This window comes from Pseudomonas sp. Tri1, from assembly GCF_017968885.1.
GTDB lineage: Bacteria > Pseudomonadota > Gammaproteobacteria > Pseudomonadales > Pseudomonadaceae > Aquipseudomonas.
In genome coordinates this window covers 3015755-3029286 of sequence record NZ_CP072913.1, presented here as the reverse complement: position 1 = coordinate 3029286, position 13532 = coordinate 3015755, and the positions used below count along the sequence as shown (strand labels likewise).

The window sequence follows — 13532 nt, the reverse complement described above, 5'->3', positions numbered from 1 at the left end:
GCCTGCCCCAGCAGATACGCCTGCATTTCCTGTTGCACCACCTCCAGCGCGGTGTGGTCCAGGGCCATGTGGTGGAACAGCAGCATCGCCAGCCAACGATCGTGACTGGCATCGTGGGCATAAACCAGGCGCAGCATCGGTGCCCGGGTAATCTCCAGGCGGTTCTGCCGCGAATCGAAACGCTCATGCAACTGCGCCGCAACGTCTCCGTCGGCCGGGTCCAGGATCGCCTCTTGCTGAATCAGCAGCGCCTTGCGCCAGACCACTTGCACCGGTTGTTCGAGCCCTTCCCACAACACCGACGTGCGCAGAATGTCATGACGGTCGATGACCTTTTGCAGGGCTTGGGAAAAGTCTTCCAGGAGCCCACGGTTGTCGAAGGCGAACTGCGTCTGGAGCACATAGGGGTCGCCGCGTTCGGCGGCCAGGTGATGGTAAAGAATACCTTCCTGCAGGGGCGCCAGCGGATAGATATCCTGCACGTTGCCGGCGCCGCCCGGTACCGTCGAGGCGATCCGGTCGATGGCGTCCTGGTCCAGATCGACCATCGGCAGCATGTCCGCCGTGATGTATTCGCAATTCAATGGAATCAGATTCGCCGGGACACGGACCTCGCGGCCACTGCCGACTGCCGCCGCCAACGCCGCCAGGGTGGACTGGCTGAACAGCACGCCGACGTCGGCGCTCAGCCCGGCCTGGCGCATCCGCTCGATCAGGCTGACCGCCAGCAGCGAATGCCCGCCCAGCTCGAAGAAGTGGTCATGCCGGCCGACCCGCTCAACCTTGAGCAGCTCGGACCAGATCCGCGCCAGTGCCGTTTCGACCTCACCTTGCGGGGCTTCGTAACCGCGGCCCGAATAGGCCTCGCTGTCCGGGACAGGCAGGGCCCGGCGGTCGAGCTTACCGTTCGGGGTCAGGGGCAAGGCGTCCAGGCGCATATAGGCCGCAGGCACCATGTGGCTGGGCAAATGCACTTGCAATTGTTCGCGCAGGCGCTCGGCCGTCAACGCTTGATCCAGGCTGTCGTGCGCCGTGTAGTACGCCACCAGGCGCTGGTCATCCGGGGCCTCTCCCACCGCGACGACAACAGCTTCCCGCACACCGGGGCACGCGCCAAGCCTGGCCTCGATTTCACCCAGTTCGATGCGCAGGCCACGGATCTTCAGTTGGCTGTCGTTGCGCCCCAGGTAGTCGATATTGCCATCCGGCAAGTAGCGCGCCAGGTCACCGGTGCGGTACATCCGCGCGTCCTGCACGGTGCTGAACGGGTTTTTCACAAACCGCTCGGCGGTCAACTGCGCACGGTTCAAATAGCCCCGGGCAACGCCGGCGCCACCGATATACAACTCACCCGCCACGCCGACCGGAACCGGCTGCAGGTGGGCATCGAGCAAGTAGACCTGGGTGTTGGCCACCGGTCTGCCAATATGCAACACCGCCTGCGAGGCATCGATCCGCCCCGAGGTAGCCACCACCGTCGCTTCCGTAGGGCCGTAGTTGTTGATCAGTTCGAAAGGCAGATCGGCCGGTAGTTTGCGCAGGCGGTCGCCGCCAATCAGCAAGGTGCGCAGTTGATCGTGGGCCATATCGCGGCCAAATGCGTATTCGGCAATGGGCGTGGGCAGGAAGCACACGTCCAGCGCCTGGGCCTGCCACCAGTCGAGCAGCGCGCCGACGTCCTCGCTGCCCGCATGGGCCGGCGGCAACAGCAACGTCGCCCCCGCACACAACGAAGGCCAGATCTCCCAGGCCGCCGCATCGAAACCGAAACCAGCGACACTGGACGTGCGGCTGCCGCGCTTCACATCGAAGGCCTGGCAATGCCAGCCCACCAGGTTGCTGAGGTTGCGATGCTCGACCATCACGCCCTTGGGCAGACCGGTCGAACCGGACGTGTAGATCACATACGCCAGATGGCTGGCTTCGAGCCCCGGCACCTCGGGGTTGGAGACGGATTCGTCCTGCCAATCGCCGCTATCGAGATCGATGACCGGCGCCGAGCCGACGGCCAGTAAACCGCGGGTGATGGTCTGCGCCAACACCGCGACCGGTGCACTGTCCTGCAACAGGTAGCCGATACGTTCCGCCGGGTAGGCCGGGTCTACGGGCACATAACCGGCCCCGGCTTTCAGCACGCCCAACAGGCCGACGATCATTTCCAGGCTACGCTCGACACAGATCGCCACTCGGTCGTCCGGGCAGACGCCCAAAGCCAACAGGCGATGCGCGACCTGGTTCGCCCGGGCGTTGAGTTCGCAGTAGGTCAGTGCCTGGTCTGCATACACCACCGCCACCGCTTGCGGATGCGCCGCGGCCTGGGCTTCGAACTGCCTATGGATCAGCGGGTCATGGGTATAGGTCGCACCAGTCGCATTCCAGATTTCAAGCAATTGCTTGCGTTCGGCCAGCGGCAAGATCGCCAGGCTGTGCAACGGCGTCTGTGGCGCATGTTCCAGCGCATCGACCAGGTTTTCCAGCGCCACTTGCATATAGCCACAGACACGTTGGGCACCGATCCTGGATTCGACCAACGCCGTCAGGCTGAAATCTTCACCCAGGTCATCGACGCTCATTGTCAGCGGATAATTGGTGCGCTCTTCGCCCCCCAGTGCCTCGATGCCTTGCCAGGCGGACGAGGTTTGCAGCGCGATGGGCGCGGCGACCGAATGCCGGTAATTGAGCAACGCGCTGAACAACGGCGTCGGTGCCATGACGCCACTGCAACGCTGGGCCAACGCCAGCGAGGCATGCTCATGGCCCAACAGGCCGGTCAGCCGTGCGTGGGTCGCCAGGACGCCGTCGCGCACGCTTTGCGCACCGACCTGCACGCCAATCGGCAAGGTGTTGATGAACATCCCCAATGCCCGGTCGGCACCTTCGCCGCCCTGCATCCGCCCCATCAGTACCGTGCCGAACACCACCTCTTCGCGCCCTGACACCCGGCCCAGCACCTGGGCCCAGGCCAGGTGATGCAAGGCGGCCGCGCTCACGCCCAAGCGGCGGGCCTGGGTACGCAGGCGTCGACTCAAATCCGTCGCGAGACCCTGTCGGGCTTCCTCGACAAGGCTGCCATCGCCGCGCACATCCTGCAGGCCGAACGGCAGCGTCGGCTCGTCGATGGTACCGAGCATTTCACGGAAAAACGCCTCGTGTGCTTCGCGACTCACACCCAGGCAGGCCTGGGCCACGTAGTTGCGATACGGCACCGCCTCACCCAATTGGCCGGCCTGGCCCAGCAGGTGCGCCTGCATCTCGTGCCGCACCACCTCCAGCGCCGTATGGTCGAGCGCCATGTGATGGAACAGCAGGGTCGCCACCCAACGTTGGTTGAGTACATCCTCGGCAAACCGGATGCACATCAATGGCGCCTGGCGGATGTCCAGGCGATATTGCCCCGCGTCGAAGCGCGCCTTCAGCCGGCTGGCAATGTCACCGTCCCCAGCGCCCAGGGCCACTTGCTCGACACCCAGCGATGCCGTGCGCCAGACCACCTGCACCGGCTCGTCCAGGCCTTCCCAGGCCATGGCGGTTCGCAGGATGTCGTGGCGATCGATCACGCCCTGCAGGGCCTGGGTGAAAGCGTCGAGGCGTTCGCGGTTGTCAAAGGCAAATTGTGCCTGCAAGACATACGGATCGCCCTGCTCGGCGGTCAGGTGATGATAGAGAATGCCTTCCTGCAAGGGCGCCAGCGGATAGATGTCCTGCACATTGCCCGCCCCGCCCGGCACGGTCGCCACGATGCGGTCGATGGCGTCCTGGCTCAACGCGGCCAGCGGCAGCATTGCCGGGGTTATGTGGGTGCAACCGAGCGGAATCAGGTTGGCCGGGACGTCGATTTCGTTGCCGTCATGACCAACGGCTGCCGCCAGCGCGGCCAGCGTCGGTTGATTGAACAGCACGCGCACGTCAGTGCTCAAACCGGCCTGGCGCATCCGCTCGATCAGGCTGACCGCCAACAGCGAATGCCCGCCCAGCTCGAAGAAGTGGTCGTGTCGACCGACTTGCTCCAGCCCCAGCAGGTCCTGCCAGATTTGCGCCAGGACGGTTTCGGTTTCGCCTTGCGGAGTTTCGTAGCCACGGGATATGACGGCATCGAGATCCGGTGCCGGCAGCGCCTTGCGGTCGAGCTTGCCGTTGGGGGTCAGTGGCAGCGCGTCCAGTCGGACGTAGGCCATCGGGACCATGTAATCCGGGAGTTGCGCTTGCAAGTGCGTGCGCAGGGTTTCGATGTCCAGTGCTTGATCTGGCGAGTGCTGGGTGAAATAAGCCACCAGGCGCTTGTCACCCGGCACGTCTTCACGGGCCAGGACCACGGTTTCCTTGATGGCAGTAGCCTGGGCGAGCTTGGCTTCGATCTCGCCGAGTTCGATGCGGAAACCACGAATCTTGACCTGATCGTCATTGCGCCCCAGGTATTCGATGTTGCCATCCGCCAGGTAGCGCCCCAGGTCACCGGTCTTGTACATCCGGGCATTTGGTGTGGTGCTGAACGGGTCCTTGAGGAAGCGTTCAGCGGTGAGGTCATCGCGATTGAGATACCCACGAGCGACCCCAGCCCCGCCGATGTAGATTTCACCCGGCACACCCAACGGCACGGGTTGTTGGTGTTCATCGAGCAAGTAGAACTGGGTGTTAGCGACCGGTTTCCCGATGTGTGCAGCGAAACCCTCTTCGCGGGCCATCGACACCCAACTGGAGTAAGTCGTGGTTTCCGAAGGGCCATAGAGGTTGCACAGGCGCTTGACTTGGGTCTGTTCGAACAGGCTTTCCACCAGACTGCGCTTGAGCGCTTCACCGGCGACGTTGACCGTGTCGACACCCTCGCCTACACCGCCCGACTCCAGCAACGCCTTGAGCGCCGAAGGCACGGTGTTGATCAGGGTGATGTCGTGCTCACCCTGTTGCAGTTCCAGCACATTAGTCACGACTTCGATGCTGCCGCCAGACGTCAGCGGCGCGAAGCACTCGTAGACCGCCAGGTCGAAGTTCAACGAGGTCGAGAACAAGGTTTTCGCCAAGGTCTGCGAATCGAACGAACGATGCGCCCAGGTCAGGAAGTTCACTGTGTTGCGGTGTTCGATCATCACGCCTTTAGGCAGGCCGGTCGAACCGGAGGTGTAGATGACATAGGCCAGATGCGCTGAAGTCAGCTCGGCGACCACCGGATTCCGGACGGACTCGTCCTGCCACAGCCCACTGTCCAGATTGATCACTGGCATCGAAGCGCCGGCCAGCAGTTCAACAGTCGGGGTCTGGGCCAATACCGCTGCTGGCGCACTGTCTTCGAGCATGTAGGCGATGCGGTCCAGCGGATAGGCCGGATCCAGCGGCACATAACCGCCGCCGGCCTTGAGGATGGCGAGCAGCCCTACAACCATGTAGATACCACGCTCGACACAGATCGCCACCCGCGAATCGGGTTTCACCCCTTGCGTGCGCAGGTAATGCGCCAAGCGGTTAGCCCGTTCGTTCAACTCGCGATAAGTCAGGTGTTGCTCGCCACGGACCACCGCCACGGCATCCGGCGTACGCTGCACCTGCTCCTCGAACAAACCATGAATGGTCTGCTGCTGTGGGTAATCGGCCTCGGTGGCGTTGAAATCGCGCAACAACTGCGAACGCTCGCCGTCAGGCAGGATGTCCAGATCATTGACAAACGATTGGGGCGCGAACTCCAGCGCCTCCACCAAGCTCGCGAGGGCTGTCTCCATGTAGGCGCCAACCTGCCGGGCATCGACCGCGCCAGCGGTCTGCACGCTCAACAGGAACCCTTCGCCCTGATCATCGACCGACAACATGCACGGATAATTGGTCCGCTCCATGACCGCCAGCACTTGCGCACCCGCCCAACGTTCGATGCCGTCGTTATCCTGGAGCGGGCTGTGGCGGTAGTTCAACAAGGCGCTGAACAGCGGCAACGAAGCCGGCACGCCGCTGCAGCGCTGGGCCAGTGCCAGCGAGGCGTGTTCATGACCGAGCAACGCGGTCAGTCGCTCATGGGTCGCCTTGACGCCCGAACATACATCCTCGGCGCCCACTTTCACTCGCAGCGGCAAGGTATTGATGAACATGCCCAGCGCGCGGTCCGAGCCCTCGCCGCTCTGCATGCGGCCCAACAACACGGTGCCGAAGACCACGTCTTCACGACCGGACAAGCGCCCCAATACCCTGGCCCACGCCAAGTGATGCAAGGCCGCCGGGCTCACGCCCAGCAGGCGCGCCTGTCGCCGCAGGCGCAGGCTCAATGTGGCATCGAGGTTCAGCTTGACCTCTTCGATACCCCGGCCGTCGCCCTGTACTTCACGCAGCCCGAACGGCAGCGTCGGCTCCTCGACATCGCCGAGCATGTCGCGGAAGAAGCCTTCATGTTGCTCGCGGCTGACGCCCAGCAGGGTCTGCGCCACATAATTGCGGTACGGCATGGCAGCGTCCAGGCGCTCGGCCTCACCGTTGAGGCACGCCAGCATTTCCTCCTGCATCACGTCCAGTGCCGTATGGTCCAGGGCGATGTGGTGGAACAGCAGGATCGCGACCCAGCGCTGCTGGACGCGGTCCCAGGCGCACGCCAGGCGCATCAGTGGCGCCTTGCCCAGGTCCAGGCGACAGTGCCGAGGGTCGAAAAGCGCTTGTAGTTGCGCGGCGACATCGCCTTGTGCCGGGTCCAACAGCGGTTCTTCGAGTTGCAGTTCGGTACGGCGCAGGACCACTTGCAAGGGCTGGTCGAAGCCTTCCCAGAGCACGGCGGTCCGGAGGATGTCGTGCCGGTCGATGACCGCCTGCAAGGCCTGGACGAACCCATCGAGCTGGGCACGGCTGTCCAGGGCAAACACGGCTTGCAACAGGTACGGGTCGCCCGCTTGCGCGGCAATATGGTGGTAGAGAATCCCCTCTTGCAGCGGGGCCAGCGGGTAGATGTCCTGCACATTAGCGACCCCGCCGGGCACCGTGGCGACAATCCGGTCGATGGTTGGCTGATCCAGCGACACCAGCGGCAGCATGGCCGGCGTGATCCGCTGGCAACCTGCGCTGATGGCATTGGCCGGCACCACGATGTCAGCGCGACCGCCCACCGCCGCAGCCAGGGCGGCCAGGGTCGGTTGACCGAACAACACACGCACATCGGCACTCAGGCCGGCCTGGCGCATGCGTTCGATCAGTTTCACGGCCAGCAGCGAATGCCCGCCCAGCTCGAAGAAATGGTCATGGCGCCCCACCCGCTCCACGCCCAGGACCTCGGTCCACAGCCGGGCCAGCACGGTTTCCACCTCGCCCATTGGTGCTTCATAGGCACGGCTGGCAAAGGCGTCCGCCTCGGGCGCTGGCAGCGCCCGTCGGTCCAGCTTGCCATTGGGTGACAGGGGCAGTTTTTCCAGGCGCACATAGGCCGCCGGGACCATGTAGTCCGGCAAGAGCGCCTGCAGGTGCGCGCGCAGCGCATCGGCATCGGGCCACAGGTCCGCGATCGCAGGCGTGAAGTACGCCACCAGGCGTTTGTCGCCAGGGCTGTCTTCGCGGGCGATGACCGCCGCCTCTTTGATCCCGGCCTGCTGACAAAGCCTGGCCTCGACTTCCCCCAGCTCGACGCGGAAGCCGCGGATCTTGATCTGGTCGTCATTACGTCCCAGGTATTCAATGCAGCCGTCGGGCTGGTAGCGCCCCAGGTCACCGGTCTTGTACAGGCGTGCCTGGCCATCCGCCGCGAAGGGATCGCGGATGAAACGTTCGGCACTGAGGTCGTCGCGGTTCAGGTAGCCACGGGCAACGCACACGCCGCCGATGTGGAGCTCGCCAGCCACGCCGGCTGGAACCGGACGCAGGTGTTCATCCAGCAGATAGATGCGCGTGTTGGCCACCGGATACCCGATGGCCGGCAGCGTTGGCCAGGCGGCGACATCGTCCGGCAAGGTCAGCGCGGTGGCGACGTGGGATTCGGTCGGGCCGTAGTGGTTGTGCAGGCGGCAGCCGTCCAGGCGGGCGAAAAAGCCACGGATCTGTGGCGTGATGCGCAGTTGCTCGCCCGCGGTGATGACGTCCCGCAGCGGGCAGGCCAACGGACCGCTCTCGCCATCGCCCAGCACCGCCTCGGCCAATGCCTGCAGGGCGACACACGGCAGGTAGAGCCGTTCGATGCGCTGCTCGCGGATATGCTGGAACAGACGATGGAAATTCAACCGGATATCGGCATGGATCAACGACAATTCGCCACCGGCGCACAGGGTGCTGAAGATCTCCTGGAAGGCAACGTCAAAGCCCAGGGCCGCGAACTGCAAGGTGCGTGCAGCCGCGCGGCCCTGCTGCTGGGCCTGTGCGATTTGCCACTGCATCAGATTGACCAGGGCCCGATGCGGCATGGCCACGCCCTTGGGCTGGCCAGTAGAACCGGAGGTATAGATGACATACGCCAGGCTGTCGGGGCTCAGGCCGCTCACGTGCGGAGGGGTTTGCGGCTGGGCGCTGATACCGGCGGCATCGCGCTCCTCGGCGTCGAGCAACAACACCGGCATGCTCGGTTGCGGGAAACGTGCCTGCAAATCGCGCTGGGTCAGCAGCACCTTGGGCGCGCTGTCGTCCAGCATGTAGGCCAGGCGCTCGCTCGGATAGGCCGGGTCCAGCGGTACATAACCGGCACCCGCCTTGAGAATCCCCAGCAGCCCCGCGACCATTTCCAGGCTGCGGTCCACACAGATTGCCACGCGATCATCGGCACCGATCCCCAGCTCGATCAGGCGATGGGCAATCTGGTTCGCCAGCCGATTCAGCTCACCGTAGCTCAGGCGCAAGTCCTGATACGTCAGCGCGACAGCTTCCGGCCGGGCCTGGGCCTGGGCTTCGAACAACTGATGAATCAGCATTCCCGCCGGATAGGCCGTATCGAAGGCATTGAAGTCCTCGATCAATTGCCGACGCTCATTGGCGGGGACAATATCCAGGCCATGCAGCGGTGTGTCGACCGCCTGATCGAGCGCATCGGCCAATGCTTCGAGCACCGTATTCATATAGCCGCAGACGCGCTGCGCGCCAATGCCGGCCACGGCTTGCACCGTCAGCCCGAACGACTCGCCCAGGTCGTCTATCGACAGCGACAGCGGGTAGTTGGTCCGCTCCTCGCCGCCCAGGATCTCGACACCGGCCCAGGTTCGCGCCAGGCCGGCGTCCTTGGGTGCCTGCGCGGCCACTGCGGTTTGCCGGTAGTTCAGCAATGCGCTGAACAGGGGCGTCGGCGCGGCGACCCCGCTGCAGCGCTGCGCCAGGGATAACGGCGCATGTTCATGACCCAGCAGTGCCGCCAGGCGCTCGTGGGTGGTCTTGAGAGCAGCCAGTACGCCCTGGCTCCCAGCCTCGACGCGCAGCGGTAGCGTGTTGACGAACATGCCCAGGGCGTGTCCTTCGTCCTGGCCGCTGTGCAAGCGGCCCATCAACACCGTACCGAACACCACATCCTGACGACCGGACAAACGCCCCACCACTTGGCCCCAGGCCAAATGATGCAGGCTCGCCGTGCTGACCCCGAGACGCCGTGCCTGGGCGCGCAGGCGCTGGGTCAAGTCGGCAGCCAGCTGTAGCGAAGCCTCTTCGATACCGGTGCCGTCACCCTGCACATCCTGCAAGCCGAACGGCAGCGTCGGCTCGTCCACGTCCCCGAGCATTTCGCTGAAGAACGCTTCATGTTGGCCAGGGTCGCTGTCCAAGCGGACCTGCGCCACATAGTTGCGATAAGGCACGGACCTGGGCAGTTCACCCGAACGGTTTTCCAGGTGTGCCTCGATTTCCTTGCCCAGCATGCCCAGGGAAGTGGCGTCATCGATCAAGTGATGGAACAGCAATACCGCGACCCAACTGCCGTTGGCGAGGTCCTCTGCCACGTGGATGCGCATCATCGGTGCCTGACGCAGGTCGAAGCGGGTATGGCGAGGGTCGAAGCGGGCCTGCAACTGCTCGGCAATGTCGCCTGCGGCCGCATCCAGGGCAAGTTCTTCCACCCCCAGCCGGGCCTGGCGCCAGACCACTTGGACCGGCTCGCCCAGTTCTTCCCACATCACTGACGTACGCAGGATGTCATGCCGCTCGATCACCGCCTGCAAGGCTTGCACGAACGCATCCAACTGTGCGCGACTGCCCACGCGCAACAGTGCTTGCAGCAGATAGGGATCGCCCTGGGTCGTCGCCAGGTGGTGATACAGGATGCCTTCCTGCAATGGCACCAGCGCGTAGATGTCCTGTACGTTGCTCACCCCGCCCGGCACCGCCGCGACAATACGGTCGATCTCGTCCTGGGTCAGCGTTGCCAGTGGCAGCATGTCCGGCGTGATGCGCTCGGCATCGTGGGCAATGGCGTTGTCCGGTACGACGTTGACGCCGCTGGTCCCCGTGACGGCCGCCAGTGTCGCCAGGGTTGGCTGGCCGAACAGCACCCGCACATCAGTGTCCAGATTGACCTGGCGCATGCGTTCGATCAGTTTGACCGCCAGCAGCGAATGACCGCCCAGTTCGAAGAACCGGTCATGGCGCCCCACCCGCTCGACACCGAGAAGTTCAGTCCAGAGCTCGGCCAGGGTGATTTCCACGTCACCTACCGGCGCTTCGAACACGCGATGGGCATAAGCCTCTGCATCGGGCGCTGGCAGTGCCTTGCGATCAAGCTTGCCATTGGTGGTCAGCGGGAACCGTTCAAGGACCACGAAGGCACTGGGCACCATGTAATCCGCCAACGAACCCAGCAGGGTTGAACGCAGTTCGACCACCGACAGCCGTACGCCTTCATCGGCGATCAGATAGGCCACCAGACGTTGATCGCCCAGCACGTCTTCACGGGCGACGACCACCACTTCACGTACACCTTCGCACGCCGTCAGCTTCGCCTCGATCTCGCCAAGCTCGATACGGAAGCCGCGAATTTTCACCTGCTCGTCGTTACGCCCCAGGTATTGCAGCTCACCGCTGCGCAACCAGCGGCCCAGATCACCGGTGCGATACATGCGCGCCCCGGCGGCGCTGTCGAACGGATCGGCGAGGAAGCGGGTGTCATTGAGTTCTGGCCTGTTCAGGTAGCCCCGCGCCACCCCCGCGCCAGCGACATACAACTCACCTTCCACGCCCACCGGCACCGGTTGGCCGTACGGGTCGAGCAGGTACAGGCGCAAATCAGGAATTCGCTTGCCGATCGGACTGACCCCGATCAACTGCGCGTCCGCCGCTTCAAGCGGACGATAGGTTACGTGCACCGTCGTCTCGGTGATGCCGTACATGTTCACCAACTGTGTCCCGGCGTTGGCCACACGGGCATACCACGGTTTGAGAATGCCGGTTTCCAGCGCTTCGCCACCAAAGATCACCTGGCGCAGGCTGTGACGCAGATCGCTTTCGCCCTGGGCCGCGATCAACTGCCGGAAGGCACTCGGCGTCTGGTTCAACACCGTAACCCCGGCCTCGCACAACAGCGCGTAGCAGTCTTGCGGGGAACGGCTGACCAACTGCGGTACCACCAACAGGCGGCCACCATGGATCAACGCCCCCCAGATCTCCCAGACCGAGAAGTCGAACGCGAAGGAATGGAACAGCGCCCACACATCCTGCGGACCGAACTCGAACCACGGCTGGGTCGCCGAGAACAGCCGCGCGACGTTGCGGTGTTCGACCATCACGCCCTTGGGCAACCCGGTGGAACCGGAGGTGTAGATCACATAAGCCAAGTGATGCGACGCCAACGTCGCGACGTCAGGGTTGTGCGCCGGCTGTGGGGCGATGCCTGCGCTGTCAGGCTGATCGAGCCATAACACCGGGGCAGACAGCGCCGGCAGTTGCACCTCCAGCGCCGACTGAGTGAGCAACGCCACCGGGGAGCTGTCCTCGAGCATGAAGGCCAGGCGCTCTGGGGGATAGGCCGGGTCCAGCGGCACGTAACCGGCGCCGGACTTCAGGATACCCAGCAGGCCGACGATCATGTCCAGGCCACGCTCGACACAGATCGCCACCCGGTCATCCGGGCGAACACCCAACGCCAGCAGGCGATGAGCAACCTGGTTCGCCCGGGCATTGAGCTCACCGTAGGTCAATGCCCGGTCTTCGTATACCACCGCCAGCGCATCGGGTTGCGCGGCCGCTTGCACTTCGAACAGGCCGTGGATCGTGCGGTCATGCTCATAGTGCTGCCCATCGTTGGCGTTCCAGGCCTGAAGCTGACGGGCTTCGGCCGGCGTCGGCAGCACAAACTCGCGGATCGGCAATGCGTCATTGCTCAAGCCTTGCTCCAACACCTGCATGAAGCGCTCGGCCATCGCCTCGATTTCACCGTCCTGGAAAAAGGCTGCGTTGTAGATCCAGTGCAGCCAGGCGTTATCGTCGTGCGGGTTGCTCCGCACGTGGATGGCCAACGGCATCTGTTCATGGCCGTTCGAGCATTTCACCGAACGGGCCGGGGCCTGCCCGAACATGAACTGGTGATCGTCCAATTCATAGGAGAACGATATATCGAACAACTGCGCGCGATTGCCCTGCAGCAGCTCCAGCGAACGGTTCATATCGCTCAGGGGGAAGCGCTGGTGGCGATAGTCCTGTTTGAGGGTGCGCGCCACTTCGTGGACCAGCTCACCGAATGACAAGTCGGCGCTGAACCGCAACCGCACGGCGCTCACCTGAGTGAACAACCCCATGGTCTTCTTGAAGGTCGCGTTGGAGCGGTTCAGGACCGGCAGGCCGATCACCAGCTCTTCGCGCTGGGTGGTGCGGGAAAAATAGACATACAGCGCGGCAAGCAGCACAGCAGAGCGTGACGACTGATGCAATTGCGCCAGGACGTCGATCCGTTCGTTCAGCGTTTGAGGATAGCGCCATAGGGCATGGCGGCTGGGCGCCATGCCCTTGGGGTAATGATCGCGATCACGCGCGACGAATAATGGCGATGGAACATCCTGGTATTTTTCCAGCCAGTATTGTTGTTCACGAACAAAGCGAGGGGATTGGCGATAGCGGGCATCGTCCTGGATGAACTCCACGTAGGACGGCGCCGACAAATCCGGCAACTGGTTACTTTCCAGGGCGCTGTAAAGCTCACCGAGGTCCTTGAACATCAAACCGATGCTCCAGCCATCCAGGACGATGTGATGGACCTGGACGGCGAAATAGAACGACGAGTCGTTGAGTTTGAGCAGGTCGAAGCGAAACAGGTGGTCACCGTCCAGTGGAAACGCAACCCCCATACGTTGCTGTATCCAGGCCTGTGCCGCTGCTTCTGGATCGGATCGATCAGAAAAATCATGCACCGGAACCTGCACCGCCAGAGTATCGACCAGCATCTGCATGGGTACGCCACCGGCCTCGGTGCCTGAGAGCAATACCGTGCGCAGGGCGTCGTGTTTCTGCACTAACAAGTCGAACGCCCGTTGGAAGCGCTCGGGGTCAACAACGCCCTCGATGTGCAGATATCCTCCTATGTTGTACAAAGGTGAATCGCCCTTGCTCATCTGATCCAGCCAGATGTCCCGCTGGGCGGCCGTCAGGGGGTAGGTTTGCGAAAACTGCAGGGACTGATTCAT

Annotated in this window: 1 protein-coding gene (cut by a window edge); it reads right to left on the bottom strand. The window is 63.6% G+C overall.

The features are described 5' to 3' along the window. A protein-coding gene (locus J9870_RS13225) for a non-ribosomal peptide synthase/polyketide synthase (RefSeq protein WP_210644686.1) crosses the window boundary here: on the bottom strand, nt 1-13532 show its 5' portion. The gene continues 15559 nt to the left of window position 1, outside the view; only the first 13532 of its 29091 coding nucleotides appear in the window; it begins with the start codon at nt 13530-13532; the stop codon falls past the left edge of the window.